The sequence below is a fragment of the Mesocryomonas fontinalis genome (assembly GCF_055730125.2).
On the sequence record NZ_JBUZWG020000009.1, the window covers coordinates 175,094 to 201,450 of the forward strand.

24 protein-coding genes and 1 tRNA gene are annotated in these 26,357 nt (G+C 64.1%); 10 read left to right on the forward strand and 15 right to left on the reverse strand.

Annotation, left to right across the window (positions count from 1 at the left end; translation table 11 throughout):
* Positions 1-28 precede the first annotated feature (28 nt).
* The 14 genes from ACZL02_RS20590 to rplU form a co-directional block, all read right to left on the reverse strand.
* Entirely contained in the window at positions 29-544 is a 516-nt protein-coding gene (locus ACZL02_RS20590) for an RNA pyrophosphohydrolase (RefSeq protein ID WP_472940751.1), read from the reverse strand.
* A 72-nt stretch (positions 545-616) separates the two neighbouring features.
* Complete coding sequence (locus tag ACZL02_RS20595; protein ID WP_472940752.1) at positions 617-1,798, reverse strand: divergent polysaccharide deacetylase family protein; 1,182 nt, start codon at positions 1,796-1,798, stop codon at positions 617-619.
* Positions 1,799-1,942: 144 nt separating this feature from the next.
* Positions 1,943-3,286: a S41 family peptidase gene (locus tag ACZL02_RS20600; RefSeq protein ID WP_472940753.1), complete on the reverse strand. Its 1,344-nt coding sequence runs from the start codon at positions 3,284-3,286 to the stop codon at positions 1,943-1,945.
* Positions 3,276-4,856 (reverse strand): murein hydrolase activator EnvC family protein, encoded by a 1,581-nt coding sequence (locus ACZL02_RS20605; RefSeq protein WP_472940754.1) that lies wholly within the window; start codon positions 4,854-4,856, stop codon positions 3,276-3,278. Before ACZL02_RS20605 ends, ACZL02_RS20600 begins: the two co-directional genes overlap by 11 nt.
* A gap of 262 nt (positions 4,857-5,118) precedes the next feature.
* The gene (rlmH, locus tag ACZL02_RS20610; protein ID WP_472940755.1) at positions 5,119-5,601 is read right to left on the reverse strand and encodes a 23S rRNA (pseudouridine(1915)-N(3))-methyltransferase RlmH; all 483 of its coding nucleotides are present in this window, start codon (positions 5,599-5,601) and stop codon (positions 5,119-5,121) included.
* A 106-nt stretch (positions 5,602-5,707) separates the two neighbouring features.
* Positions 5,708-6,163: a ribosome silencing factor gene (rsfS, locus tag ACZL02_RS20615; RefSeq protein ID WP_472940756.1), complete on the reverse strand. Its 456-nt coding sequence runs from the start codon at positions 6,161-6,163 to the stop codon at positions 5,708-5,710.
* 43 nt (positions 6,164-6,206) lie between these two features.
* The gene (locus ACZL02_RS20620) at positions 6,207-6,827 is read right to left on the reverse strand and encodes a nicotinate-nucleotide adenylyltransferase (protein WP_472940809.1); all 621 of its coding nucleotides are present in this window, start codon (positions 6,825-6,827) and stop codon (positions 6,207-6,209) included.
* A 20-nt stretch (positions 6,828-6,847) separates the two neighbouring features.
* Positions 6,848-8,128, reverse strand: a complete 1,281-nt coding sequence (locus ACZL02_RS20625; RefSeq protein ID WP_472940757.1) for a glutamate-5-semialdehyde dehydrogenase — start codon at positions 8,126-8,128, stop codon at positions 6,848-6,850.
* A gap of 10 nt (positions 8,129-8,138) precedes the next feature.
* Positions 8,139-9,287, reverse strand: coding sequence for a glutamate 5-kinase (gene proB / locus ACZL02_RS20630; RefSeq protein WP_472940758.1), 1,149 nt, complete (start codon positions 9,285-9,287; stop codon positions 8,139-8,141).
* Complete coding sequence (gene obgE, locus ACZL02_RS20635; protein ID WP_472940759.1) at positions 9,284-10,342, reverse strand: GTPase ObgE; 1,059 nt, start codon at positions 10,340-10,342, stop codon at positions 9,284-9,286. Before obgE ends, proB begins: the two co-directional genes overlap by 4 nt.
* A gap of 166 nt (positions 10,343-10,508) precedes the next feature.
* Positions 10,509-11,102: a DUF3833 family protein gene (locus tag ACZL02_RS20640; protein WP_472940760.1), complete on the reverse strand. Its 594-nt coding sequence runs from the start codon at positions 11,100-11,102 to the stop codon at positions 10,509-10,511.
* Positions 11,099-11,716 (reverse strand): GNAT family N-acetyltransferase, encoded by a 618-nt coding sequence (locus ACZL02_RS20645; RefSeq protein ID WP_472940761.1) that lies wholly within the window; start codon positions 11,714-11,716, stop codon positions 11,099-11,101. The genes ACZL02_RS20640 and ACZL02_RS20645 overlap by 4 nt, the downstream gene beginning before the upstream one ends.
* 87 nt (positions 11,717-11,803) lie before the next feature.
* Positions 11,804-12,073, reverse strand: coding sequence for a 50S ribosomal protein L27 (gene rpmA / locus ACZL02_RS20650; RefSeq protein ID WP_472935590.1), 270 nt, complete (start codon positions 12,071-12,073; stop codon positions 11,804-11,806).
* 198 nt (positions 12,074-12,271) lie between these two features.
* Complete coding sequence (gene rplU / locus ACZL02_RS20655; protein ID WP_472940762.1) at positions 12,272-12,751, reverse strand: 50S ribosomal protein L21; 480 nt, start codon at positions 12,749-12,751, stop codon at positions 12,272-12,274.
* A gap of 353 nt (positions 12,752-13,104) precedes the next feature.
* Between rplU and ACZL02_RS20660 the strand changes: the two genes are divergently transcribed.
* The 8 genes from ACZL02_RS20660 to ACZL02_RS20695 all read left to right on the forward strand — a co-directional run bounded on the left by ACZL02_RS20660 (position 13,105) and on the right by ACZL02_RS20695 (position 24,380).
* A tRNA-Ser gene (locus ACZL02_RS20660) sits at positions 13,105-13,194 on the forward strand.
* Positions 13,195-13,502: 308 nt separating this feature from the next.
* Positions 13,503-15,602, forward strand: coding sequence for a DUF262 domain-containing protein (locus ACZL02_RS20665; protein ID WP_472940763.1), 2,100 nt, complete (start codon positions 13,503-13,505; stop codon positions 15,600-15,602).
* Positions 15,603-15,898: 296 nt separating this feature from the next.
* The gene (locus tag ACZL02_RS20670; protein ID WP_472940764.1) at positions 15,899-17,893 is read left to right on the forward strand and encodes a class I SAM-dependent DNA methyltransferase; all 1,995 of its coding nucleotides are present in this window, start codon (positions 15,899-15,901) and stop codon (positions 17,891-17,893) included.
* Positions 17,890-19,137, forward strand: a complete 1,248-nt coding sequence (locus ACZL02_RS20675) for a restriction endonuclease subunit S (RefSeq protein WP_472940765.1) — start codon at positions 17,890-17,892, stop codon at positions 19,135-19,137. The genes ACZL02_RS20670 and ACZL02_RS20675 overlap by 4 nt, the downstream gene beginning before the upstream one ends.
* Positions 19,134-22,331, forward strand: a complete 3,198-nt coding sequence (locus ACZL02_RS20680) for a type I restriction endonuclease subunit R (protein ID WP_472940766.1) — start codon at positions 19,134-19,136, stop codon at positions 22,329-22,331. The genes ACZL02_RS20675 and ACZL02_RS20680 overlap by 4 nt, the downstream gene beginning before the upstream one ends.
* A gap of 178 nt (positions 22,332-22,509) precedes the next feature.
* Entirely contained in the window at positions 22,510-23,052 is a 543-nt protein-coding gene (locus tag ACZL02_RS20685; protein ID WP_472940767.1) for a recombinase family protein, read from the forward strand.
* A gap of 480 nt (positions 23,053-23,532) precedes the next feature.
* Positions 23,533-23,886 (forward strand): hypothetical protein, encoded by a 354-nt coding sequence (locus ACZL02_RS20690; protein WP_472940768.1) that lies wholly within the window; start codon positions 23,533-23,535, stop codon positions 23,884-23,886.
* A 263-nt stretch (positions 23,887-24,149) separates the two neighbouring features.
* A complete protein-coding gene (locus tag ACZL02_RS20695) occupies positions 24,150-24,380 on the forward strand; it encodes a DUF6894 family protein (protein WP_472940769.1) in 231 nt (76 codons plus the stop codon).
* Between the two features lie 7 nt (positions 24,381-24,387).
* Here the strand turns inward: ACZL02_RS20695 and ACZL02_RS20700 are convergent, their stop codons facing one another.
* Positions 24,388-25,116, reverse strand: a complete 729-nt coding sequence (locus tag ACZL02_RS20700) for a Crp/Fnr family transcriptional regulator (protein WP_472940770.1) — start codon at positions 25,114-25,116, stop codon at positions 24,388-24,390.
* A gap of 346 nt (positions 25,117-25,462) precedes the next feature.
* Between ACZL02_RS20700 and ACZL02_RS20705 the strand changes: the two genes are divergently transcribed.
* Both ACZL02_RS20705 and ACZL02_RS20710 read left to right on the forward strand, forming a co-directional pair.
* Positions 25,463-25,825 (forward strand): response regulator, encoded by a 363-nt coding sequence (locus tag ACZL02_RS20705; protein ID WP_472940771.1) that lies wholly within the window; start codon positions 25,463-25,465, stop codon positions 25,823-25,825.
* Between the two features lie 40 nt (positions 25,826-25,865).
* Positions 25,866-26,348 (forward strand): MarR family winged helix-turn-helix transcriptional regulator, encoded by a 483-nt coding sequence (locus ACZL02_RS20710; protein WP_472940772.1) that lies wholly within the window; start codon positions 25,866-25,868, stop codon positions 26,346-26,348.
* Positions 26,349-26,357 lie beyond the last annotated feature (9 nt).

The window sequence follows — 26,357 nt, forward strand, 5'->3', positions numbered from 1 at the left end:
GGCTTTTTTGCGTCTGGAACGATGCCCGTCAGACCAGTTCGAAAGGCCTGAAACCTTCGACCACCTTGTCGTAGACGACGCGCTTGAACGGGACCACCAGCGACAGCACCTCGTCCATCGGCTTCCAGGCCCATTCGTCGAATTCGGCGGAGTGGCCGCCGGGCGGCGGGTTGATGGCTATCTCGCTCTCCTCGCCGGTAAAGCGGAAGGCGAACCATTTTTGCGTCTGCCCGCGGTAACGGCCCTTGAGGGCGATGCCGACGAGGGCGGGGGGCAGGTCGTAGTCGATCCAGCCCTCGGACTCGCCGAGCAGCTCGGCGGAGCGGATCCCGGTCTCCTCGTAGAGTTCGCGGCGGGCCGCATCCAGCGGCTCCTCACCCTCGTCGATGCCGCCCTGCGGCATCTGCCAGAGTGCGGTGGCGCCTTCCATCTCGCCTTGATCCTCGACCAGGCGGCGGCCGACCCAGACATGGCCGGCGGCGTTCAGCACCATGATCCCGACACACGGGCGATAGGGCAGGTTGTGGAAGTCGATCGGCTTCATGGCAGCGCTCCGGCAGAGATCTCTGACCGGGTTATCGGGCGCCATGCCGGGGAGGCAAGGGAAAAGCGTCCTTCATCGCCTCTCGGGGTCGGTGGCGAGGGCCGAGAGGGGGACGATCCGCACGCCGCGCGTCTCGGCTTCCGCGATCCAAGCCGCGATCGCGGCGGTCGAGACGTCGAAGGCCGAGGCGATGCCGATGGCGCTGCCGTCGGCGCGGGCGATGCGCTCGAGGGCGGCCAGCTGCTTCTCGACGGCCCCGCGCTGCTGGACGGCGTCGAGGAGAATGCTGGCGGCGGCGAACGGCGCACCGGCCTCGCGGGCGGCGTCCTTGGCGAGGCTGCGGGGCGAACTCGCATCGTCGAGATACATCAGGCCGCGGCGGGAAAGTTCGCCGAGCAGCCCGCCGATGGCCGCGGGATCGGCGCTGAGCCGGGCGCCCATGTAGTTCATCACGCCGACATAGTTGGTGGTCCGCCCGAGCGACCAGAGGAGGGCGTCGAAGCGACCGGCGCTGGCGTCCTCGGCGATGACCGTATGCGAGCCGGGCGTCGTCTGCGGATAGCCGAAAGGCTCCATCGGCACCTGCAGGACCAGCTCGTGGCCGCCACGGCGCGCATCCTGCATCCAGCGGTCCAGGCTGTTGCCCGCCGCAGCAAAGCCGAGCGTGACGCCCGCCGGCAGCGAACGGATGGCAGCCTGCGTGCCGGTCTGGCTGATGCCGAGACCACCGACGACGAGCGCGATGCGCACGCCGACGTCGCTGCTGGGGGTGGCGGCATAGACGTCGAAGGGCCGCCGTCCATCGGGTCCGCGCACCGGCAGCGGGCCGGCATCGCTCGGCTCGAGGAGCGCGTCGTCGGGGTTTGCTGCCATGGTCGCCGGTTGGCGCAGCGAACCCGCGGCATCGACGGTGATTAGCTGGCCGGCCATGCCGGTTTCGTCCGGCGGATAGGTGATGGTCGGCAAAGCGGGATCGGGGAGCGGCGCGGCAACGATCTTCGGGGTGCGCGGCAGAGGGGTCAGCGGGGCTGGGGCCGCCGTAGCAAGGCGCTTTGCCTCGGCCGCTTGCCTGGCGTCGCGCTCGGCGAAGACGTCGACCTGGCGCAGGCGCGGCTGGGTGAGGACGGTGGCGGCCGAGGCGCCGGCAAGAAGCAGGAACCCGGCGGCGCAGAGAACCGTGCGCCTCGCGGGGCGCCTCAATGTCTTGCGCGGAGGCCTGTCGCGCCCGAGCGGCCGGTCGAGATCGTCGAACATAGCCGGACCTACAGCGGCAAGCTGGACCGGGGCTCGCCTGCCCCCGATGAAAGGCAGCTTGCACGGGCAGACGGTGCGCAGGCAAAGAAAAACCCCGGCGCCTGCGGCGCCGGGGTGGGTCTGATCGCCGGGTGGAAGCGGGCCTTACTTGGCGGCGCGCTTGTCGCCCTTCGGCGGGAAGTTGGCGTCGGTCTTGGTGCCGCGCAGCAGCTCGTAGGCGTAGTTCAGCTGCAGGTCGTCCTTGGCCTCCGGCGGGACGTAGTCGAGCGAGCCGGAGCCTTCGGCATTTTCCTCGTTTCCGGTGATGTGACCGCGAAGGCCGGATTCGCCGCGCACGACCTCGTCCTCGGTGTCGAGGCCCATCTGCTTCTTGATGTCGTCCGGCAGCGGCTGGGCGACGGTGATGTCGGGGTCGATGCCGCGGCCCTGGATGGAGCGGCCCGAAGGCGTGTAGTAGAGCGCCGTGGTCAGGCGCAGCGCGCCGTTGGCGCCGAGCGGGATGATGGTCTGCACCGAGCCCTTGCCGAACGAGCGCGAGCCGACGACGGTGGCGCGGCGCTGGTCCTGCAGCGCGCCGGCGACGATCTCGGAGGCCGAGGCGGAGCCGCCATTGACGAGCACGACCAGCGGCTTGCCCTTGATGTCGTCACCGCCGCGGGCGTTGTAGCGGCGGGTTTCCTCGGCGTTGCGGCCGCGGGTGGAGACGATCTCGCCGTTGTCGAGGAAGGCGTCGGAGACGCTGACCGCCTCGTCGAGCAGGCCGCCCGGGTTGCGGCGGAGATCCAGCACGAAGCCCTTCAGCTTGTCGGCCGGGATCTTCGACTCGATGTCGGCGATCGCCTCTTCCATGCCGACCGTGGTCTGCTCGTTGAACTTCAAGAGCTTGATGTAGCCGACGTCGTTCTCGACCGTGTGGCGGACCGAGGGGACCTTGATCTCGTCGCGCTTGATCGACAGGCGGACGGGCTTGGCCGCGCCTTCGCGCACGATGGTGAGGGCGACGGAGGTGCCGATGTCGCCCTTCATCTTCTCGACCGCCTGGGCGAGCGTCAGGCCGCGGACCTGCTCGCCGTTGATCTCGGCGATCAGGTCGCCGGCGAGGACGCCGGCCTTGTCGGCGGGCGTGCCCTCGAACGGCGATACGACCTTGACCAGCTCGTTCTCCATGGTGACCTCGATGCCGAGGCCGCCGAACTGGCCGCGCGTCTCGGTGCGCATGTCCGCCGCTTCCTTGGCGTTCATGTAGCTCGAATGCGGGTCGAGCTGGGTCAGCATGCCGTTGATGGCGGTCTCGATCAGCTTCTGGTCGTCGGGAACGTCGACATACTGGGCGCGGACGCGCTCGAACACGTCACCGAAGATCGCCAGCTGGCGATAGGTATCCGAGCCCGCCGCATTGGCGACACCCGACTGCTGGCCGACGAACACGGTCATCGCGGTCGCGCCCATGAGCGCGCCGGCGAAGAGTATCGAGAGCTTACGAATCATTCCTCGTCCTTCCAGAAGGTCCCACCGTCCACCAAGGAGTCGGATCGACCGGTTTCCCGTTCTTGCGAAATTCCACATAGAGCGCCGGCTCTTCTGCGCCGAACTCCGCTCCGGCCGCACTGGCCAGTCTCCGCGTGCCCATGACCGCGACGGGCTCTCCCGATAGCACGAATTGGCCGACCTCGACGTCGATCTCGTTCATGCCCGCAAGGACAACATGATAGCCATCGCCCGCGTCAAGTATCAAGAGCTGTCCATAGGACCGGAAGGGTCCGGAATAGAGCACGCGGCCATCCGCAGGGGCAGTTACGAGGTCACCCGGACGCGCCGAGAAGGAGACCCCCGACGAAGGCCGACCGATGCCGTCGCTGCCGCCATAGGCCACCTGCAGGGCACCGGATACAGGTGCTGTCAGACGGCCTTTCATTGTCGAAAATGCGGCGACCGGTTCGATGTGCGCCATGTCACGGCGAAGTGACGCTATGTCATAGCTCTTCTCGGCTTCCGTCATCGTGGTCGGCGTCTGTTCGGCCACGGCAGGCGCAGGCGGGGTCGAGGCTGGCTGGTCCGGCTGGCCCGGCTGGCCCGACTGGGCTGGCCCGTCGGTCTCGGGGACGGCGCGGGCGGCTTCGCGCACGGCCTTCTCGCGCTCCACCTCGGCGATGCTTGCAGCTTCCGCCTCGGCGGCGCGCTTTGCGGCCGCGACCTTCTGCGCCGCCGCCTCCGCCGCGCGGGCGCTGGCCGTCTCGTTCTCCAGCGAGGCGATCAGTTCCTGCAGGCTGTTCGCCTTGGCGGCCAGCTCGGCCGCATGCGCGCGTTCGGCCTCACGCCGGCTGCGGTTGTCGGTCTCCAGCCGCTGCTTTTCCTCGAACAGCCGGGCGAGCCGCGCCTCTTCTTCCTTCTGCCGGGTGCGGCCGTCGACGAAGCGCTGCTTCTCGGTGGCGATGTCGCGCTTGACCGCGGCCAGCTGCTTCAGGTCGCCGGCGAGCTTTTCGGTCTCCTTGCGGATGCCCGGCACGACGGCGCCGAGGAGGATCGCGCTGCGCACCGATCCGAGCGCATCGTCCGGCTTGACCAGCAGCGCCGGCGGCGGCTTGCGGCCCATCCGTTCCAGCGCGCCGAGGACTTCCGCCAGCAGGCCTCGGCGTTCGCGCAGCGAGGCCTTGAGGCTCGCCTCGTCGCCGGCCAGTGCGTCGATGCGCTTTTCGGTCGCAGCGATCTCCTTCTCGATCGCCTGCTGCTGGGCGGCCGCGGCGATCATGGCGTCGCGGATACGGCCGCGGTCCTCGGCGAGCGCGGCGATCTCGGCATCGAGCGACTGCACGCTCTGCTGGCTGAGCTGAATGCTGTTGGAAATGCCGGCGAGTTCCTCGGCATTGCGCTTGCGCTCGCCCTCGAGGATCAGCACGCGGCTGATGCTGCCGACGATGTCGCCGGTCGGAGCCGGCGCCGGCGGCTCGCCCTCGGCAAGGCTCAGCCCCGGCGCGACCAGCGCCAGGCAGAGCGCCGCGGCGGCCAGAAGCCGGCGGGATGCGTGCGGTCGCCTGTCGTGTGCGGCTGTGGCCTGCAAGAGCGTCCCTGATCGCCTGAGAGATTGCGTTTTCCGGCACGGCCGGGATCGGCACCCTCAACCTTTCGGCCAGAGGACGCGGCACGATAGCGCCGCCTCCTTAACAATGCATCAACCATGGCGCCGTCGCCCGGTCTGCGCAAAGGCTCGCCGCGGACCACGGCAAGCTCATGGCGGAGAAACGTCTGATGGCAGATAAATGTCAGGCTATCTATTTCCGCCGGGGATTGTTGCCGATATGTCGCGCGTGGGGATGGCGGGATCAGGACCGGTGATAGGGGTGTCCGGCGAGGATCGTCGTGGCGCGGTAGATCTGCTCGGCGAGGAGCATGCGCGCGATCTGGTGTGGCCAGGTCATCCGGCCGAGCGACAGGACGAGCCGCGCGCGGGAGCGCAAGTCAGGATCGAGCCCGTCCGGTCCGCCGATCAACAAGGCGATATCGCGGATCCCCTCGTCCCGGAGCCGTCCGAGTTCGGCCGCGAATTCCTCCGACGACAGCGCCTTGCCGGTCTCGTCGAGCGCGATCAGGACGGTCTTGTCGGGCAAGGGTGCGACAAGACGCGCAGCCTCGTCGCGCTTGCGCTCGACGACCCCCGCGGCCCGCGATTCCGCGTGCTCGCCGAGGCCGGCATAGTCGAGACCCAGCGGCGCGCCGCTCTTGGCGAGACGCTCGAGATAGCGGTTTGCAAGCTCGCGTTCCGGCCCGGACTTCATCCGGCCGATCGCCGCGATCGTCAGGCGCATGACAGCCGCCGACTCGGTCGCGGGCTCGGAAAGCTCAACGTCGTCAACGGTCTATGCCTTGCCGGCTGGCGGCGGCCAGCATCGGCAGGGAGTATTTCTGCGACGGTCAATGGACCGTCGCGTCTCCGGCATCGCCGACCGACCACATCTTTTCGAGATTGTAGAAGGCACGCACTTCCGGCCGGAAGATGTGGACGATGATGTCGCCCGCGTCGATCAGGACCCAGTCGCCATTCTGCAGGCCTTCGACCTTGCACATGCCGTGGCCGGCCTCTTTCAGGTCGCGCAGAACGTGATCCGCGACAGCGGAGACGTGGCGGTTGGAGCGACCGGAAACGATCACCAGGTGGTCGGCGAGGGCGGACTTGCCCTTCAGGTCGATGCTCAGGATGTTTTCGCCCTTCGAGTCCTCAAGGCTCGAAATCACGACGTCGATGGCGGTCCGGCCGAGCTTGGTTTCGCTCGGGGCAGCCTCGGCAGGAGCGCTCGCGAGGGCGTCCTCCGTCTTTGGGGCAGGTGTCAGTGTCGTTGTTCCTTTGTCACGGCGGAGAGGGGACGTCATGTCCCGGCGCCTCTTTGAAGATAGGCAGGGTTCGGTGGCAGTTTCAAGACGCCGCGCCGCGGTCGCGGAGGGCGCTCGACGAGGTCGGCGAGCGTGGGCCGTGCAGGAAGACCCAGGCCGGCGCGTCGCAGAACGGCAGGGCGGCGGCGTTCTCCTCGGCCAGCCGCATTGGCGCGAAGGTCTTGGCCATCGGCGAGGAGAGGAGCGCCAGCGTCGCGCCGGGACGGTCGACGACGGCGATCGGATAGGTCGCGGCGATCCGCCGCCAGGCCTGCCAGCGGTGGAACGAGGCGAGGCTGTCGGCGCCCATGATCCAGACGAAGCGCACGCCCGGCTTCAGCCGCCGGACCAGCGCCAGGGTGTCGGCGGTATAGCGCAGGTGGTGGGCGGCCTCGAAGGCGGTGACGTCGATCCGCGGATCGCGCGCCAGCCTCTCCGATGCGGCGATGCGCTCGGCCAGGGGTTTCAGGACGCCCGGATGCTTCAGCGGATTGCCGGGGGTGACGATCCACCAGAGACGGTCGAGCTTCAGGCGGCGCATCGCGGTTTCCGCCACCAGCAGATGTCCGTCGTGCGGCGGGTTGAACGAGCCCCCGAACAGGCCGACCCGCATGCCCCGCTCGGTGTGCGGCAGGCGCAGCGCCGCGGGCGGCACCGCCGGCATGCCAGCCTCCTCGTCGAAGGTCACGGCCTGATCTGGCCGGTACCGGAGACGCGGTAGTTGAAGCTGGTCAGCTGCTCGACGCCCACCGGGCCGCGCGCGTGCATCTTGCCGGTGGCGATGCCGATCTCGGCGCCCATGCCGAACTCGCCGCCATCGGCGAACTGGGTCGAGGCGTTGTGCAGGAGGATCGCCGAATCGAGGCTGGAGAGGAAGCGCTCCGCCGTCGCCGGATCGTCGGTGACGATCGCTTCTGTGTGGTGCGAGGAGTGGCGCTCGATGTGGGCGATGGCGCCCTCGATGCCGTCGACGAGGGCGACCGTGATGATCGCGTCGAGATATTCGGTGTCCCAGTCCTCGGCCGATGCGGCGTGGGCTGACGGGAACAGTGCCCGCGCGTCCGCGTCGGCGCGGATCTCGCAGCCGGCGGCGGCAAGCGCGGTCAGCAGTGGCACCAGATGGGTCGAGGCGACGGCGCGGTCGACGAGCAGCGTCTCGGCCGAGCCACAGACGCCGGTGCGGCGCATCTTGGCGTTGACGACAATCGCCTCGGCCATGGCAAGGTCGGCCGCGCCGTCGACGTAGACGTGGCAGAGGCCTTCGAGATGGGCGAAGAGCGGCACCCGCGCCTCCTTCTGGACACGGGCGACGAGCGAACGGCCGCCGCGGGGCACGATGACGTCGATGGCGCCGTCGAGGCCGGTCAGCATCTCGCCGACCGCTGCCCGGTCCGGCGTCGGGACGATCTGGATGGCGTCGGCGGGAAGGCCGGCAGCCTCCAGGCCCTCGACAAGGGCGGCATGGATCGCCGCGGACGATGCGGCCGAGTCCGAGCCGCCGCGCAGGATGACGGCATTGCCGGCCTTCAGGCACAGCGCGCCGGCATCGGCGGTGACGTTCGGGCGGCTCTCGTAGATCACCCCGATGACGCCGAGCGGGGTGCGCACACGGGAAATGCGCAGGCCGTTCGGCCGGTCCCACTCGGTGATCGTCGCGCCGACCGGATCGGCCAGCGCCGCGATGTCGCGGATGGCGCTGGCAATGCCGGCGACGCGCGCAGCGTCGAGCGTCAGCCGGTCGACGAGCGCGCCGCTCATGCCGGCAGCGCCCGCTCTCGCCAAGTCCTGCGCATTGGCCGCAAGGATCGCGTCGGCGCGGGCTTCCACCGCCTTTGCCATCGCGTCAAGCGCGGCGTTCTTCTGCGCGGTCGGGGCGAGCGCCAGCGTGCGCGCTGCCCGGCGGGCGCGGGCGCCGATGTCCAGCATCAGCGTCTCGATGGTGTTGGAATGGACCGTGTCCAGCATGTCTTCTTCCTCAGGCGATTTCGCCGGCGTCGCGGAACTGGCGTTCGAGGACGAGATCGTCGCGGTGGATCATCGCCGTGCGCGGGGCATAGCCGAGCGCCGCCTCGATCTCCGAGGACCGGAGCCCCGCCACGAGGCGCGCCTCGGCCCCGTCATAGGCGACGAGGCCGCGCGCGACCTCCCTGCCGTCCTCGGCGGCCACGACGATGGTATCGCCACGGCCGAAATCACCCTCGACCGCCTTGACGCCGGCGGGCAGCAGGCTCTTGCCCGACATCAGCGCCCGCACGGCGCCGTCGTCGACGATCAGCCGGCCCGCGGTGTTGAGATGCCCGGCGATCCACCGCTTGCGGGCGGTGACGGGGTTGGCGGTCGGCAGGAACAGCGTCGCCTTGTCGCCCCGGGCGATGGCGGCAAGCGGGTTCAGCCGGTCGCCGGCGGTGATGATCATCGCCGCCCCCGCGGCGGTCGCGATCTTGCCGGCGTCGATCTTGGTCTTCATGCCGCCGCGCGAATATTCCGACGCCGCAACGCCCGCCATCGCCTCGATCGCCGGCGTGATCCGCTCGACCAGCGGGATGTGCCGGGCCTCTGGGTCGAGGGCGGGGGGCGCGGTGTAGAGCCCGTCGATATCCGACAGCAGGATGAGGAGATCGGCGGACATCATGGTGGCGACGCGCGCGGCGAGGCGGTCGTTGTCGCCGTAGCGGATCTCGGCGGTCGCCACCGTGTCGTTCTCGTTGATCACCGGCACGGCGCCGAACTGCAGCAGCGTGCCGACGGTGGCGCGCGCGTTGAGGTAGCGGCGCCGCTCCTCGGTATCGCCGAGGGTCAGGAGGATCTGCCCGGCCTCGAGCCCGTGGTCGCCGAGCCGCTCGGCATAGGCCCGGGCGAGCGCGATCTGCCCGACGGCGGCCGCCGCCTGGCTCTCCTCGAGCTTCAGCGTGCCCGGGGCCAGCTTCAGGATCTTGCGGCCGAGGGCGATGGCGCCGGACGAGACGATCAGCACCTCGCGGCCCCCGGCGGCGAGGGCTGCGACATCGGCGACAAGCGACGTCAGCCAATCCTGTCGCAGGCCCGTCTGGCGGTCGACGAGGAGGGCCGAGCCGATCTTGACGACGAGCCGGCGGGAGGCATCGAGCGTGGCGGCAGCGGTCATCTGGGGTCGGCGCCCTCGGGCAGGCTGTCCCAGCGGGTCTCGTCGACGACCTCTTCCTCTGCCTCGTCCATGCCGACGATCTCGCGCCGCAACTGGCGCAGCACCTCGGTCATGCCCTCGCGGCTGACGGCGGAAATCTGCAGCGGCGGACGGCCACAGGCGCGCGCGAGCTCCTTCAGCTTGGCCTTCTTGTCCTCGGGCGTCAGCGCGTCGATCTTCGACAGCGCGACGATCTCCGGCTTGTCGGTAAGGCCGCCGCCATAGGCCTCGAGCTCCGCGCGCACGGTCTTGTAGGCATAGCCGACATCGTCCTCGGTCGCCGAGACGAGGTGCAGCAGCACGCGGGTGCGCTCGACATGGCTGAGGAAGCGGTCGCCGATGCCGACGCCCTCGTGCGCGCCCTCGATCAGGCCGGGAATGTCGGCGAGGATGAACTCGGCACCGTCGACGGTCGCAACGCCGAGGTTCGGGTGCAGCGTCGTGAACGGATAGTCGGCGATCTTCGGGCGGGCCGCGGTGACGCTGGCGAGGAACGTCGACTTGCCGGCATTCGGCAGGCCGACGACGCCGGCATCGGCGATCAGCTTCAGCTTCAGCCAGATCGTCAGTTCCTCGCCCTCGATGCCGGGATTGGCGCGGCGCGGCGCCTGGTTTACCGAGGTCTTGAAATAGGCATTGCCGAAGCCGCCATTGCCGCCGGCGGCGATGCGGTGCTTCTGGCCGATGAAGGTGAGGTCGCAGAGCAGCGTCTCGCCGTCCTCGGCGAAGACCTGGGTGCCGATCGGCACCTTCAGCGTGACGCTGTCGCCCTTGCCACCGGCGCGGTCGCGGCCCATGCCATGGACGCCGGTCTTCGCCCGGAAATGCTGCTGGTAGCGGTAGTCGATGAGGGTGTTGAGCCCGGAGACCGCCTCGACGAAGACATCGCCGCCGCGGCCGCCATCGCCGCCGTCCGGCCCGCCGAACTCGATGAACTTCTCGCGCTTGAACGAGACCGCGCCGGCGCCGCCGTCGCCCGATCGGATGTAGACCTTGGCCTGGTCGAGGAACTTCATGGCATGTCTTTCCGCGCGTCCCGGCAGGGGTGAGGTCACCGGGCCGGCATCATTCTAGTGAAATCAAGGGCCGGCGCGAAGGCCCGTCCTCATGAAACTCGTATGGGCACCGCGCGATCTGCGGAGCGCCCGGACAGGCGTCGGCCTGCCGATCAGGGCTGAGGGCTCAGGGCGCTGTCGTCGGCTTGGAGAAGACGACGCGGGCGCCGGCCACCGGGATCCCGGCTTTCGAGACCTGAGCCCTGTTCAGCACCGTGCCGTCCGGCTGCGCCTGCATCACGTGCCGGAAGTGCAGGACGAGCGATCCGCCGCCCGGCGCATAGCCGTCATAATCCAGGACGACGCCGTCCGCCGTCTTGTAGCCGCTGACCGGCACCGGCGCGCTCAAGACGCCCTTGCCGCTCTCGGTCTCGACCGTTCCCTCATAGCGCCCGCCGGGACGGACGGCGAGGGTCCAGCGCTGCAGCCGGTCGCCCTTGGCGAAGTGGAACCGCTCGTCGAGTGCCAGGCTCTCGGCCGTCGCCGTGCCGGTGAAGCCGGCGGTGAATGTCTCGGCCGAGACATAGGCGGTATCGATCTCGCCTTGGCTCTGGCTCGATCCGTCGAAGAAACGCTCCAGGGCAAAGCCGCCGCCGGCATCGGCCGCGGGCGGCTCGGCGAAGGCGCCGCCGGCCATGGCCTTCAGACCGAGCCAGCCGAGCCCCAGCACCACCAGCACCAGCAGCGATGTCGTCAGGCGTTTGCGTCTCGTCGCGGTCATGCTCGTCCCCAAGCCTTCAAGGCCTTCCATGCCCGGCGATCGAGGTGGAAATCCTCGCTCGCCACCCGCCCGGCCGAGACCGACACGAAGGTACCGGTGCCGCGCTGCTGGAAGCCGCATTTCTCCAGTACCCGCCGCGATGCCAGATTAATGACCCGGCAGTCGGCACACACCTGATCGATATCGAGCCGGGTGAAGGCAAGGTCCACCATCGCCTGGACGGCTTCGGTGCAGAAGCCCTGGCCCCAGTGCGGCTGGCCGATCCAATAGCCGAGGTCGACCGCACGCGGCCGCCGCGTCGGCCGGAGACCGCAGAGGCCGAGGAAGGCACCGGTCGCGCTGTCGGTGACCGCGAACACCATCTCGCCCGCCACGTTCTCCAGAAAGGCGTGCGCGTGCTCGATCGTATAGGGATGCGGCAGGCGCGCCATCATGCGCGCCAGCGCCGGATCGTCGGCGAGCCGCGCCATCTCGGGCGCATCCGCCATCACCGGGCGGCGCAGGCGCAGACGCCAGGTGACGATCGGTTCGAGGGGTTCTTCCAGCAGGCTGTCCAGCGGGTGGTCCACGGCATCGGTCCTTGCGAACGAAAAAAAGGGAAGATGGCGGCCCATCTCCCCTGATCTCGCTTCGGACCATCGACCGTCAGGGTCGGATCGCAGCGCCGGGGTCGTGGGACACCGGCGCGCGATCGGCTCCGGTCATTCTGCGGCGATGGCTTTCGGCATGACCGAAATATAGGCGCGGCCCTGGGCCTTGGTCTGGAAGGTGACGATGCCGTCTACGGTCGCGAAGATGGTGTGGTCGCGGCCGATGCCGACGCCGGCGCCCGGGTGCCACTGGGTGCCGCGCTGGCGCACGATGATGTTGCCCGGGATGACCGCCTGGCCACCGGACTTCTTCACGCCGAGGCGCTTCGACTCGGAATCGCGACCGTTGCGGGACGAGCCGCCTGCTTTCTTATGTGCCATGGAATCTCTCCTGTCGCCGTTCGCCGCCGCCTCGGGCTGCTTGGGCTGTATGTTCTAGTGTTGCACGGTGGCGACCTGAAAGTCTTCAGGCTTCTGCCGCCCCTTGCGGGGCCGTGCGACGATCCATCTTCTGCTGCCGGCCCCGGTCTTTCCCCGGCATGGGCTGGCCATGGCGGGGAAGATCGGGATCGACCGGGATTATTCGGCCGAAGTGTCCTCGGCGGTCTTCTTGGCGCGCGGCTTGGCGGGGGCCTTTGCCTTCTTCGGCGCGTCGGCGGTCTCGCTCACGTCGCTGGTCGACGCGGTCTCGGACTCAACAGGCTTCTCAGCCTTGACCGGAGCCTCGGTGCGGGCCGGCTTCTCGGAAGCCGTCTGGCCCGCGGCGAGGATCTCGCCGATGCGGATCAGCGTCAGGTCCTGGCGGTGGCCGCGGGTGCGCTTGGAATTCTGGCGACGGCGTTTCTTAAACGAGATGACCTTCGGGCCGCGGGTCTGCTCGACGATCTCGCCGGTGACGGTGGCGCCGGCCACGAAGGGCGCGCCGATCGTCGTGCCGAGCATCAGCACCTCGGCAAAGGTGACGGCATCACCGGCGACGCCGGGGACGCGCTCGATCTCGAATTCATCGTTGGCGACGACGCGGTACTGCTTGCCGCCGGTCTTGATCACTGCGAACATGGAATTTCCTTCTGCGATCGAGCCTCGGACGCTGCCGGGCCGTCTTCTTGTTGTTCTTGGGTCGTGCCGGTTTTGGGTCCGGGTCTATCCGACAGCGCCTTGGCCGAAGCCGGACATGCCGCCGAGAGGGCGTGGTAACCCACATCCATCGGGCGCGTCCTTAGACGAGGAGGGGCAAAACGTCAAGGCTGCAAGGCCGGGTCAGCACTTCGCAAGGCCGCCCCAAACGATCCGCAAGGCCCTTTCCCGCAGGCGGTCTGCCTCGCCACGCTGCAAGTCGGTGGCAAAAACCTGCAGGCAGCGCGATAAAATCCCTAGACAAGCCGCCCGCTTTCCACGATATGGTCCGCCTCGGAGAGGTGGCAGAGTGGTCGAATGCACCGCACTCGAAATGCGGCATACGGGTGACCGTATCGGGGGTTCGAATCCCCCCTTCTCCGCCAGAAGCCCTACTAAGCCATTAAAATTTATAAGTTTCCTGCCTTGGGGTTCGCGGCAACCCTCATTATAGCCCACATTGCGAATTGACAGGGCTCGGCGGCGCTCGATGTGGATAATTCAGCTCGGGTAGGCAGTCAGCCCATTCAGCAGCGTAGCGATGTTGTGACCGCACCGCTGGAATAAGATGGCGGCTACCGCGAACTGAGCCGGTCAACGGCGAGTTTGACCTGGATCTCGATAAATCCCGCTAGCCGAAAGAGCAGTGATCGAGGCAAGCTGCCCCTGGCATTCAATAAGAACTGGGGAAACCTTGAAACCTTACACCCGCTCGATCATCGAGCTTTTTGATGGCAAGAAGCGCTTCCTTATCCCCCTTTATCAGCGTCAGTACGCATGGAAGGCCGAACCACAGTTAGAGCTTCTTTGGGAAGACATCCTGCGCTCGGTCGGCCGCCTAGGCGAGGACCGCACGTCTCTGACGCCACATTTCATGGGCGCGATGGTTATCGCTCAGATCAAAACGTTCGGCAGGCAGGTCCAGGCCTACGAGATCATCGATGGTCAGCAGCGGCTGACAACATTTCAGATCTTCATCGCGGCCCTACGCGACGTCGCTAGGGCAAACGGCTCGCGCTATGCTGCCGAGCTTGAAAAGTATCTTGTCAACGACGGCGTGATGGAGAAGCCGGAAGTCGAGCGCTTCAAGCTGTGGCCGTCACTCAGCGACCGTAGAGCCTTTATCGGCATCGTCGATCCCGAGGTTGATCTGGAGCTATACGGATCGAAGCCTGTCGACGAAGATGGCTTCGTGCGACGCTCCGTGGCGGCGCATGCCTTCTTCCGGGACAAGATCGAGAATCAGGTTGGTAAGGCAGATACGTTTAATGAGCACCGGCTCGAAATCATCTTCGAAGCCCTAAAGGAAGGCTTGGCGATCGTCTCTATCGAGCTCGAAGGCGGCGACGACCCGCAGACCATCTTCGAGACGCTGAACAGCCGAGGTGTGGACCTCACGCCCGGCGACCTCATGCGCAACTTCATCTTCCAGCGCGCCAAGGGTCTCGGTCAGGCAGATCACTCACTCCTGGTCGACAAGCTCTACGAGAAACATTGGCTGCCACTCGATCGTGCCTTCTGGAGCCAGACGGCCTCGCGTGGACGGCAATCGCGGACCAGGCTCGACTGGATGCTGACCGACCACCTATCAATGCAGATCGGCGACGTCGTGTCCGTCGAGACGCTCTTCGAAAACTATCGACGCTGGATCCTGACCAAGCGTCCCTTCGCGGATGTCACGATGGAGCTCGAGGCGATCACAGCGACCGCCGCGATCGAGAAGCGCCTGTTCGACCAGACGCCCACCGATCCGATCGGTAGGTTCGGCCGCTTTGCTGACGCCTTCGACGTTTCGACCGCCATGCCGCTGGTCATCTATATCGCTACCGAGCCGAGCCTCGCTACTGATTTAGAGACGGCTCTGTCGGCGCTAGAGAGCTTCATCATGCGACGGGATATCTGTGGCCTCACGACGAAGGCCTACAACCGCTTCTTCATCGGGATCATCGATCGTCTACGCATGGCGGAAGGCAGCCAAATCGATGCCTTGGTCGAGTATCTATCGACTCGGCAGTCCGACATCGACCGTTGGCCTGACGATATCGAATGGCAGCGGAAATGGCTGGCACAGGCGCAATACAAGACAGCTCGGCAACCCCGCCTTCGCTACGTCTTCGAGGCGATTGAGCTGGCGAAGCGCTCGACCCTCAACGAGGACATCGAGATCAAGTCGGATCTGACGCTTGAACATATCATGCCGCAACGCTGGCAGGAGAACTGGTCGATACCAGGGTTCGCTCACCTCGATCCTGCGGAGCAGCAGACCGACCCCGACTATCTCACCGCTCGTATGGAGCGGGATGCTGTGATCGACGTGTTCGGCAATCTGACCCTTCTGACCGGTCCTCTCAACACCTCGGTATCGAACGGGCCCTACTCGAAAAAGATTGTGGCGGTGCGCTCCCATTCGAGCTTGGCGCTCAACCGCGAGCTGAACGCCTACGATGAATGGAACGAGACAACGATTGCTCAGCGCGGCGCCTCGCTTTTTGCGATCGCTCGAACGATCTGGACCGCTCCAGTCCGCCCAACGACAGTGGTTCAACCTATCACCATTGAGGTGGAGAGCTTTCCGCCCGACGGAACCGAGTGTCGCTTTAGCTACGGCGGAACACAGCATGAGGGCGTCATCGAGGGTGGCAAGCTGAACGTCGGCGGTTTCGAGGCTTCGTTCGGCTCATTCTCTGCCGCATCGCGCGCTGTCACGCAGACAAGTCGGAACGGCTGGCTAGACTGGCAGCTTAAGGATGCTGCCGGCGGCTGGACGTTGGCGAACGACTGGCGGCAACGCTAGAGCGTTGCCGCGCTAGAGCCTTTCGTCGATTTCGTGGTTCCCTCTGCTGACCGGAGGGAGGCAGGGATGGCGAGAGGTTTGTGATCGATCTTCGACATCGGCTTGGCAGAACCGGTGGTTTTCGCCTTGTGCTATCTGGGGGCATCGCCGTTGCGCCCCAGCGGCTCAAACTAGACGCACTGGCCCCACATTGCTTCGCTCCGCTGTCTAAGCGGAGCACTCTGACCTCCTCTACTTGTATCGGCGACTCCCAGGCTGCTACTCCGTCGACCTGACTTGGGGAGCATGCAAACCTAATGGAATCCAATATCGAAGCCGTCGAGAAGCGCCTCTGGACGGCGGCGGACCAGCTCCGCGCCAATAGCGACTTTGCCAGCAACGAGTATTTCCTGCCCGTCATGGGCCTGATCTTTTTGCGCCATGCCTATAGCCGCTATCTTATGGTGAAGCCGGAAATCGAAGCGGGGCTTCCCAGCCGGGGCGGCATGGTCCGGCCGCTGAAGAAGGAGGATTTCACCAGCCGCGGCGCCATTTTCCTGCAGCCCGAGGCCCAGTTCGATCATCTTGCCAGCCTGCCCGGCGGCGCCGATCGCGCGGCGGCCATCATTGTGGCAATGGAGGCGGTGGAGGCCGATTATCCGGCGCTCAAGGGCGTGCTGCCCAAGACCGAATATCAGAGCCTTGAAAACGAAGTGCTCGGCGATGTGCTGCGCATCTTCAACGACCCTGCGCTGCAAAGCGCCAAGGGCGACGTGTTCGGCCGCATCTACGAATATTTCCTCACCCAGTTTGCCGATCAGAGCGCCCATGACGGCGGCGAGTTCTTCACCCCTCCCTCCATCGTGCAGATGATCGTCAACGCCATCGAGCCCGATCATGGCAGCGTGCTGGACCCGGCCTGTGGTTCTGGCGGCATGTTCGTGCAGAGCGCCCATTTCATCGAAAAGATGCAGCAGGACCCCACCAAGGTCGCCACCTTCTATGGCCAGGAAAAGAACGCCACCACCATTCGCCTCGCCAAGATGAACCTGGCCGTTCATGGGCTGGAAGGGCGAATGGAACCCGGCATCACCTATTATACCGACGCGCATGAACTGGTCGGCAAGGCCGATTTCGTCATGGCCAATCCGCCCTTCAACGTCGACGAGGTCGACGCCGAAAAGATCCGCAAGGACCCGCGGTTGCCCTTCGGCCTGCCCGGCGTCAACAAGGCCAAGAAGGTCTCGAACGGCAACTATCTCTGGATCAGCTATTTCTACAGCTACCTGTCCGATACCGGGCGCGCCGGCTTCGTCATGTCCTCCCAGGCCTCGAGCGCTGGCGGTGAAGAGGCAAGGGTGCGCCAGAAACTGGTCGAAACCGGCCATGTCGACGCCATGATCGCGATCCGCGGCAATTTTTTTTATACCCGCACCGTGCCTTGCGAGCTGTGGATGTTCGACAAGGCCAAGGCGCCCCAGCATGCCGACAAGGTGCTGATGCTCGATGCGCGTCAGGTATTCCGTAAGGTCACGCGCAAGGTCTATGACTTTTCGCCCGAGCAATTGGCCAGCCTGACATCGATCTTCTGGCTCTATCGCGGCCAGGATGAGCGCTTCCGTGCGCTGGTCCAGTCCTGGCTGCGGCAGTCAGCCGATGAGGCGCTGGAAAGTCTGACGCTGGCGCCGGCCCTTAGAACAGCCTTGACCGCCCTGACCGACGGCATCGCGCCCGATGTGGACCTCGCCGCCGCCATCGCCACCTTCAATTCCGATTGGGATGCGTTCGCCGCTGCCGCCAAAGAGTTCGAGAGCAGCTTTGGCGCCGATATTGCCGCCCTGCATCAGCGTCACGATGGCCTGCAGCCGCTGGCCGAGCAATCGCGCGATCTGATCCGCCAGATCGACCAGCTCCATAAGCTGGCCGACAAGGCCCATCGCGACGCGGGTGGCAAACGCGGCAAGGCCAATACGCTCAGGGCGCTGGAGGAGGCGCGGGCAGGGGCCGTCGAACAGCTCAAACTGGTGCGCTATTTCCACCGCCAGGCCCATTGGCTGCTGTCCCGCTTCCCCGATGCACAACTGGTCGCGGTGCCCGGCCTGGTCAAGCTGGTAGACCATGCCGAACTGGCCGCCAATGACTGGTCCCTCACCCCCGGCCGCTATGTCGGCGTGGCGCCGGAAGAGGAAGACGAGGTTTTCGACTTCGAAGGCGTCATGCGCGATATCCACGTCGAGCTGGCCGGGCTGAACGAGGAAGCGGCAGCGCTGGCCAAGCAGATTCAGGGCAATTTTGAGGGGATGGGACTGTGAGCTGGGAGCAGGTCACGCTTGGTAACTGCATCGAAGTTGTTAGCGGGGCCGCCTTCAAAAGTGGGATGTTCAGCGACGACCCGAGCGACATTCCGCTCGTGAAAGGCGAGAACATTGGTCAAGGCGAAATCCTGTGGGACAAATCGCGATACTGGCCGCGAACAATGGCCGACGACTACGAACACCTCACGCTAAAGGCTGATGATATCGTTCTGGCGATGGACCGGCCTTGGGTGACTGCAGGTCTGAAGTACGCGTTTATCACAGAGAATGACCCTCCGAGTCTGCTTGTACAGCGTGTCGCCCGGATTCGACCGCTATTTGGGGCGCGCGCAAAATTCTTGAAGCAGGTTGTCGGCTCAAAGGCGTTTTCAGAGTATATAAAGAACATAATGGGAGGGACAAACGTCCCGCACATTAGCGGACGGCAGATAAAGGACTTTCGGTTTATTTTGCCCGACTTGGAGACACAGGATCGCATCGCTGCCATCCTCACCGCCTACGACGACCTGATAGAGAACAACCGGCGGCGGATTGCCATATTGGAGCAGGCCGCGCGCCAGCTTTACAAGGAATGGTTCGTCCGCTTCCGTTTCCCCAGCCATGAACACGTCAATATCGTTGATGGGGTGCCGGACGGGTGGGAACGAGTAACGATCGGCGCGATCACAACTAAGCTTGGGAGCGGCGCCACGCCCAGAGGCGGAAGTGCCAGCTACCAAGACAGTGGGATCACTCTCATAAGAAGCCAGAATATCTATGACTTTCGTTTTGAAGATGATGGCTTGGTACATCTCACGGACGAGCAGGCGGACAAGCTCGGCAATGTTATCGTTCAGCGCGAAGACATACTGCTGAACATAACAGGTGCATCAGTGGCTCGATGCTGTCAGGTTCCGGGAAGGTTGCTCCCCGCCAGGGTCAATCAGCACGTAATGATCGTTAGGGCCAACAAGGCGCTATGCCCACCGAATTTCCTTTTGCATTCGATCAACTCAAATCAGAATAAAGAAAGGCTGTTGAGCATTGCGCGAGCTGGCGGAGCGACCCGAGAAGCTTTGACTAAGGATACCGTTGCAGGTTTTGAGGTTCTGATGCCGCCTAAAACGCTACTTGCTGCATTTGATGTAGCCTCTCAGCCGCTGGTTGATCAGGCACACAATTTATCGGCAATGAATGAGCACCTCGCTCGCGCCCGCGATCTCCTCCTCCCCAAAGTCATGAGCGGGGCCATCGCCGTATGACCCCGATGAACGAGGACACGCTGGTTCAGCAGACCATGGCCGACTATCTGGCCACTGCGCTGGGCTGGGACTCTGTTCTGGCGTTCAACTCCGAAACACTGGGCCCCGAGGGCACGCTGGGCCGCGCGTCCGAAGCCGATGTCATCCTCACCCGCCATCTCGGCGAAGCCCTGATCCGGCTAAATCCCGGCCTGCCCGACGCCGCCTATGCCGATGCCCTGCGCCAGATCACTGATGCCCCGCTGGGCTCGGACCTGTTGGCAGTCAACCGCGACGCCTATGGCCTGCTCAAGGACGGCGTGCTGGCCAGCTTCCGCGACGCCAAGGGCAACCTGGTCAAACAGCGCCTGCGCCTCGTCGATTTCGACAATCCCGAAAACAACCACTTCCTCTGCGTGCGCGAGCTCTGGATTAAGGGAGATTTCCGCCGCCGTCGGCCCGACATCATCGGCTATGTCAACGGCCTGCCGCTGCTGTTCGTCGAGTGCAAGGCACTGCACAAGGACGTCCGACATGCCTACGAGCAGAACTTGTCCGACTATAAGGACGCCATCCCGCATCTGTTCCACCACAACGCCTTCATCATCCTGACCAATGGCCACGCCGCCAAGATCGGCTCGCTGTCGAGCCGCTACGAGCACTTCAACGACTGGACCCGGCTGGAGGAAGACGAGCCCGGCGTGGTCGAGCTCGAGACCATGCTCAAGGGCGTCTGCAGCAAAAACAATTTCATCGACATCATCGAAAACTTCATCCTGTTCGATGATGGCGGCGAGCGCATGGTCAAGATCGTGGCGCGCAACCACCAGTTCCTCGGCGTCAACCGCGCCATCGCCGCCGTCCGGGACCGGCAGGCACGGGGCGGCAAGCTCGGCGTCTTCTGGCATACGCAGGGCTCGGGCAAGAGCTATTCCATCGCCTTCCTCACACAGAAGGTGCATCGCAAGATCGGCGCCAATTTCACCTTCCTGATCTGCACCGATCGCGTCGATCTCGATGGCCAGATCTATGGCACCTTCGCCGGCTGCGGCCTCGTCAACAATGACAAGTCGCAGGTGCGGGCGGGGACGGGGGCCGAGCTGAAAGCGCTGCTGGCGCTGCAAAAACCCTATGTCTTCACCTTGATCCATCGCTTCAACCAGGACGTGAACCCCGACGAGCCCTACTCGGGGCGCAACGACATCATCGTCATCACTGACGAGGCCCACCGCACCCAGAATGGCCTGCTGTCGCTTAACATGCGCAATGCCCTGCCCAATGCCAGCTTCCTGGGCTTCACCGGCACGCCACTGATGAGCGGCGACGAAACCACCAAACGCACCTTCGGCGACTATGTCTCGACCTATGATTTCCAGCGCGCGGTGCAGGACAAGGCCACCGTGCCGCTTTACTACGACGCGCGCGGCGACATGCTGGGCATTTGCACCACCGACCTCAATGAACGGATTGCCGCCAAGCTTGAAGAGCTGGACCTGGACGATCCCAACGTTACCGAGCGGCTCGAAAAAGAGCTCAAGCGCGAATACCACATGATCACCGCCGAGACCCGGCTCGATACTGTCGCGGCCGACTTCGTCGAGCACTACACCACCGGCTGGCAAAGCGGCAAAGCCATGCTGGTCTGCATCGACAAGGTGACCTGCGTGCGCATGCACGCACTGATCGCCAAGCACTGGGCCGCCCGCATCGTCACACTAGAAAAGCAGCTCGCCAAGGCGACCGACGAGCAGGACATCGTCGACCGCAGCCGGCAACTGGCCTGGGTCAAGGCGACCAAGGCCGCCGTCGTCGTCTCAGAGGAGCAGGGCGAGGTCGACCGCTTCCGCAAATGGGGCCTCGACATCAATCCGCACCGCGCGCTGATCAAGCACGGCTTCGACACCGAGGACGGCAAGCGCCTCGACCTAGAATCTGCCTTCAAAAAGGAAGGCCACCCCTTCCGCGTTGCCATCGTCTGCGCCATGTGGCTCACCGGCTTTGACGTGCCGAGCCTGTCGACCCTTTATCTCGACAAGCCGCTCAAGGCCCACACGCTCATGCAGGCCATCGCCCGGGCCAACCGCGTCTATACCGGCAAGAACAACGGCCTGATCGTGGACTACTGCGGCATCCTGAAGAACCTGCGCCAAGCCCTGGCCACCTATGCTGGCACGCCCGGCGGCGCATTGGGCGGCGAAGACCTTCCACCCGAAGTCGATCCTGTCCGGCCGCCCGAGGAACTGCTGGCCGATCTGGAAGAGGCCATAACCGCCGCTGAAGCGTTCCTGGCCGACCGCAATTTCCGCCTGCTCGACATCCTCGACAAGACCGGCTTCGAGCGCAATCGCGCCATCATCGACGCCAAGGAGGCCGTCAACGAGAACGACGAAAGCCGCAAGCGCTTTCAGATCATGGCGCGGGAGGTGTTCAAAAAGTTCACCGCCTGCGTCAACTTCTGCGCCGTCAACGCCTATCGCCAGCGCTTCGCCGCCATCCGCGTGATCTATAACAGCCTCGAGGAAGATGTCCGTCAGGCCGACATCACTGACATCATGCTGCAGTTGCACGAACTGGTGGATGCCAGCATCGAAACACGGGGCATGGGCGAGCGCGATCAGCGACCTTACGACATCAGCCAGATCGATTTCGTCAAGCTCAGAAAAGAGTTCGAGCGCAGCCCACGCAAAAACACCACGGTGCAGAGCCTCAAGGACGCGATTCAGAAGAAGCTGGAACTGATGCTGCGCCAGAACCCCCTGCGCACCAATTTTCAGCAGCACTACGAGGACCTGGTGGCCAGCTACAACAGCGAGAAGGACGCGGTGAACATCGAACGCACCTTTGCCGCCCTGCTGATCCTCGTGGAGGAGCTGGACCACGAACAAAAGCGCGCCATGCGCGAGGGGCTCGATGAGGAAACGCTGGCCTTATTCGACCTGCTCCTGAAGCCGGACCTGGAAAAGGGCGACATCGCTAGGCTAAAAAAGGTGGCGTTGGACCTCTATCAGGCCCTTAAGCTACAGCTCAACACCATGCAGGACTTCGCCGGCAAACAGGCCACTAGGGACGCCATTCGCGTCGCCATCGCCGATTTCCTGTACGATGACCGTACGGGGCTGCCGCCCAGCTATCAGGCCGATGAAGTCGACCTAAAAGCCCAGGCCGTTTTCGCTCATATCTTGAGCCGCGGACATGTGGCCTTACATGCAAGCTAAATCTTTCCTTTAGAAAAGGCGATCAGCCGCCTATATCTAAATTGATGAGGTGGGCGATGTAACTTCGCGGTATGCCGGAAGTGACAGAAAAAAAGTTACGCCTACGCCGTCACTTCTGGGTTGACGTAGCTATTGAGTGTTACGCTATGAACTTCGGGCCTAAACCTTGAGGTGACACATGGCTCGCATTGGCTACGCTCGCGTAAGCACCCTTGACCAGGATCTTGGAGGTCAGGTCGAGCGACTGACCGCTGAAGGGTGCAGCATCGTTCGTTCGGAAAAGGTATCTGGCGGCTCTCGCAATGGTCGGAACGAATTGGAAACGGTGCTGGCGTTCCTGCGCCCGGGTGACGAACTGGTCGTCACCCGCCTCGACCGGCTCGGTCGAGATACTCGCGACGTGCTCAACCTCATTCATGAAGCCGAAGAGCGAGGTGCTTTCGTAACGGTACTCGACCCCCACGTCTCCACCCGGGGCGAAATGGGTCAAGTGTTGCTAACTGTGCTCGGCATGGTAGCTCAAATGGAACGCCGCTTCATTAAAGATCGTCAGCGCGAAGGCATCGAGCGAGCCAAATCCAAGGGCGTCTACGCGGGTGGCAAACGTCGGCTTGACCGCGACCGCATTAAGGCGATGCGTGCGGCCGGCATTGGCCCGTCGGCGATTGCCCGCGAACTCTGCTGCTCACGGATGCAGGTCTATCGGGTGTTGGCAGATTAGCTTGCATCGTTATCAACGACAGCTCAAGCACTAGTCTTTGTAAAGACCACTCTGCGCAATCGGCAGCGAATTTCTTTGGTCGACAGCGAGAATGGGCGGAACATGGTTCTTGGATTTGGGCTCGCCGGCCGGCAACATTGCGCCGCCGTGGCCGATCAACGATCTCCTATCGCCGCCAGCAAGTAGACATTTATCTTCGATGCCTTGATGGCGGCTTGTATAACGGAAAAAAGATATTGGAATAATTGAGTCGGGGTGGAAAATGGTCAGGCAGCTAAGTTACCGCTCGAAGCGGAAGCAGCTGCGGCAACGGGCAGAATACAGCATAGCATACCGCTCCGTCATCGTCTAAATTTCAGCTCTTTCTTATCGCGGGACGCAGCACGCCGAATTGTCATGGATTGAACCTTGCGTAACATATGTAAGTGAGCGCCAGGCTTCCGGCTGATAGCTCTACTTGGCATAAAGCATGGAGCCGGCATGAGATCTCGACCACATCTGCCGGAAGCGATCGAGTATGCCGATCGGGAATCCCTGCAAGACGTCCGCGACACGGTGCTCGTGCGACTTCTCGACGAATGCGCGGAATGGACGGTCGAAACGGAGGCCTTTCGGACATCGCTCGTTTCACCGTCATCGATGGTGCTCTGGCGCGTCCTGAATTCCGGCGAGACCGAGCTGGTCGAGGAAGCGGTGTGCCGCGTCGTCGCGGAGATGAGCGACCGTCTTCTTTCGGCACGGACGGACGCAATGTCTGCCCCGGGCGAGGTTTCCGAGCACTCTGGTGACTTCAATTTAGAGCCCGCTGCCATTGTGTTCATCTCGAACGACTGAGTGGCGTCCGTTCGGCTTGCCTTTCGCCAAGTCAAAACAATTGTGCGTGGATCTTATTTCTTATATCGCATTCTCTAGATTGATGACTGCGGCATCTGGTATCGTAGTCGAAAATAGTTCCCGAAATAAATGTCTGCCCAACCTAAATATGTTATGGTTTAATTTGTCGATACGGGGTCTATCAGGCCATCATCGGCACCTTCCAGGCCAGCCGTGACAGAGAGACCGACCGCGCTCCCGCCGATATTCAGCAGGAGCCCCGGATGGCCCGATATTTCTTCCATGTGATGAACGGCAAGGCAGACATCGACGAAGACGGCATAGAATGCGCCGATCTCGACGCGGTCCGGGAGGAAGCGATCCGATCCGCGGGGCAGATGCTGAGCACCGGACGTCAGTCTTGGAATGGCGAGGCGTGGCGCATGACCGTCTGCGACGACGAAGGGACGATCGTGTTCGGCGTCAACTTCTCCGTCGATCGGCATGGCCTCTAGGCGGCGTTCACCTGTCTTCGAGTCTGGTCCGCTCGATATGGAGATAGGACGGATCGAAGCTCGAGTATTCCTTTAGGACCTCGACATCCGGTATCGCTATCGTCTCGTTCCGGAGGGTGACGAGGTTCGCATTCCTCAGATCCCTGAGACTCCGGTTCACGTGCACGTTCGACAGTCCCATCGTGTCGGCGATCTCCTCCTGGGTCAGCGGCAGCTCGAAACCGCCGTTGGTGGTCAGCCCGACCGCCTTCATCCGGACGTGGAGTTCACAGAACAGATGCGCGATGCGCTGCGGGCCGGACCGCTGCCCCAGGTTCACCAGCCATTCGCGCAGCGTCGCCTCGTCGACTAGCGAGCACATCCACAAGGCCCGGGCCAACGAGGGGCGCCGCTCGGTCATCTCGAGTATCGCGGAGGGCGGCAACCTGACGACGCGACAGGGGGTTACCGTCCCGATGCTGTGGTCCATCCGGCGGAGCATGGCTACGTGGAGATCGCAGAAGTCGCCGGGGATCATGTACGCAAAGATATGCCGTCTGCCCTCGAAGGTCGATTTGTAGCGGACCGCCAGACCCTCGAGCACCAGGTGGACGTTTTCTGGGTTGTCGCCTTCGCGGACCAAGTCCTGGTTGGCATCCACCTCCACTACGTTCCGCGTCAGCGACACTAGCCAGTCGCGGTCCTCGTCGTGGATTCTTTCGAAACCATCGAGCTTGCGGATGAACGGATTGGGCATCTGACGTTCTCCTCGGACCAAACTGTCGAGCCGATCGAACAAAGGAGATTCCGGACCGGCATGGCTTTCGAATTTACCGCCCTCACAGTCGTGCCGAGTTAAAATCGTTCTGAAACAAGACTTAACCAATGCAGGTAGCCTTCCCGTTTTAAAGGACACCGGTTATCTCGCAAGTCTTTTGGCCGGGACGAGCGCGAAATATAAAAGGGCATCGCACTTACATATGTAATAGCGACGACGCCGATTCTGCACCTTCTTTGACCGGTCGGCCCGCGGCGAGGAGGATCCAATGGATCACGAACGAACCGTCTCGGTGCTACTCCTGGAGACGGAGGCCATCATCGCCATGGACGTCGAGATCAATCTCTCCGAGGCGGGGTTCCGGGTCGCCGGCGTCTTGTCGACATGTTCAGACGCCGTGGACTGGCTGAAGCACGAAACGCCCGACGTCGTCATCATCGACATGCGTCTTCGGGACGGTTCATGTGCCGACCTCGCGACAAGCCTGCACGAAAATGGCATACCGTTCATCGTGCACTCTTCCATCTGCTGGCGCCGAGGAGATGTCCGTGGCCCTTTCGCGAACGGCCTCTGGGTGCTGAAGCCATGCGAGCCTGCCGAACTCAGCAGGGCTGTGAACAGGGCGACGACGTCCGCCATTCCGAAACGCCCGTCACCGGATGCAGCGGGGTTGGGTGAGGCGGCCTAGCCGCACTATGCATTCGTACCAAGAACCACGGAGGCCTGCAGTGTCGAGTACGTCCCTTCTTCCCGATATCGCTCAAGCGCCGACGCAGGACGGCACGACGCTTCTCTGGAACCTCGTTGGCATAAGCAAGAAGGTTCGGGTCCTGCTCAGTCTGGGGCTGGCGCAACTTGACCTCAACCCTGGCCAGGACGAGTACCTGGTTGCGATGGAAAAGGACGTTCCCCGGTCCGTCTCCTCGATCGCCGAGCTTCTGAACGTGCGCCCGTCGACAGTAGTCAAGATGACTGACAAGTTGGTCGCGTCCGGCTATCTGCGTCGCCATTCGAGCCGAAACGACCTCCGGACCATCTTCGTCTCCATAACCTCGCTGGGGCATGACAGACGCTCGAAAGTGCTGGCGTTGTACGACCGGCTGGAAGAGGAATTCGTCAGGGACCTCGGATCGGATCGGAGCGGCCCCGCGGCTGCGAGACTCGGCGAGATCGACGACATGTTGAAGCGGCTCGTCACCAGGGTGAGATAGAACGTTTGG

What these genes read in the sequence shown, in the direction of transcription:
- ACZL02_RS20590 (WP_472940751.1), bottom strand. Translation starts at nt 544, where the DNA reads ATGAAGCCGATCGACTTCCACAACCTGCCCTATCGCCCGTGTGTCGGG.
- ACZL02_RS20595 (WP_472940752.1), bottom strand. Translation starts at nt 1,798, where the DNA reads ATGTTCGACGATCTCGACCGGCCGCTCGGGCGCGACAGGCCTCCGCGC.
- ACZL02_RS20600 (WP_472940753.1), bottom strand. Translation starts at nt 3,286, where the DNA reads ATGATTCGTAAGCTCTCGATACTCTTCGCCGGCGCGCTCATGGGCGCG.
- rlmH (WP_472940755.1), bottom strand. Translation starts at nt 5,601, where the DNA reads ATGCGCCTGACGATCGCGGCGATCGGCCGGATGAAGTCCGGGCCGGAA.
- rsfS (WP_472940756.1), bottom strand. Translation starts at nt 6,163, where the DNA reads ATGACGTCCCCTCTCCGCCGTGACAAAGGAACAACGACACTGACACCT.
- ACZL02_RS20620 (WP_472940809.1), bottom strand. Translation starts at nt 6,827, where the DNA reads ATGCCGGCGGTGCCGCCCGCGGCGCTGCGCCTGCCGCACACCGAGCGG.
- ACZL02_RS20625 (WP_472940757.1), bottom strand. Translation starts at nt 8,128, where the DNA reads ATGCTGGACACGGTCCATTCCAACACCATCGAGACGCTGATGCTGGAC.
- proB (WP_472940758.1), bottom strand. Translation starts at nt 9,287, where the DNA reads ATGACCGCTGCCGCCACGCTCGATGCCTCCCGCCGGCTCGTCGTCAAG.
- obgE (WP_472940759.1), bottom strand. Translation starts at nt 10,342, where the DNA reads ATGAAGTTCCTCGACCAGGCCAAGGTCTACATCCGATCGGGCGACGGC.
- ACZL02_RS20640 (WP_472940760.1), bottom strand. Translation starts at nt 11,102, where the DNA reads ATGACCGCGACGAGACGCAAACGCCTGACGACATCGCTGCTGGTGCTG.
- ACZL02_RS20645 (WP_472940761.1), bottom strand. Translation starts at nt 11,716, where the DNA reads ATGGGCCGCCATCTTCCCTTTTTTTCGTTCGCAAGGACCGATGCCGTG.
- rpmA (WP_472935590.1), bottom strand. Translation starts at nt 12,073, where the DNA reads ATGGCACATAAGAAAGCAGGCGGCTCGTCCCGCAACGGTCGCGATTCC.
- rplU (WP_472940762.1), bottom strand. Translation starts at nt 12,751, where the DNA reads ATGTTCGCAGTGATCAAGACCGGCGGCAAGCAGTACCGCGTCGTCGCC.
- ACZL02_RS20670 (WP_472940764.1), top strand. Translation starts at nt 15,899, where the DNA reads ATGGAATCCAATATCGAAGCCGTCGAGAAGCGCCTCTGGACGGCGGCG.
- ACZL02_RS20680 (WP_472940766.1), top strand. Translation starts at nt 19,134, where the DNA reads ATGACCCCGATGAACGAGGACACGCTGGTTCAGCAGACCATGGCCGAC.
- ACZL02_RS20685 (WP_472940767.1), top strand. Translation starts at nt 22,510, where the DNA reads ATGGCTCGCATTGGCTACGCTCGCGTAAGCACCCTTGACCAGGATCTT.
- ACZL02_RS20690 (WP_472940768.1), top strand. Translation starts at nt 23,533, where the DNA reads ATGAGATCTCGACCACATCTGCCGGAAGCGATCGAGTATGCCGATCGG.
- ACZL02_RS20695 (WP_472940769.1), top strand. Translation starts at nt 24,150, where the DNA reads ATGGCCCGATATTTCTTCCATGTGATGAACGGCAAGGCAGACATCGAC.
- ACZL02_RS20700 (WP_472940770.1), bottom strand. Translation starts at nt 25,116, where the DNA reads ATGCCCAATCCGTTCATCCGCAAGCTCGATGGTTTCGAAAGAATCCAC.
- ACZL02_RS20705 (WP_472940771.1), top strand. Translation starts at nt 25,463, where the DNA reads ATGGACGTCGAGATCAATCTCTCCGAGGCGGGGTTCCGGGTCGCCGGC.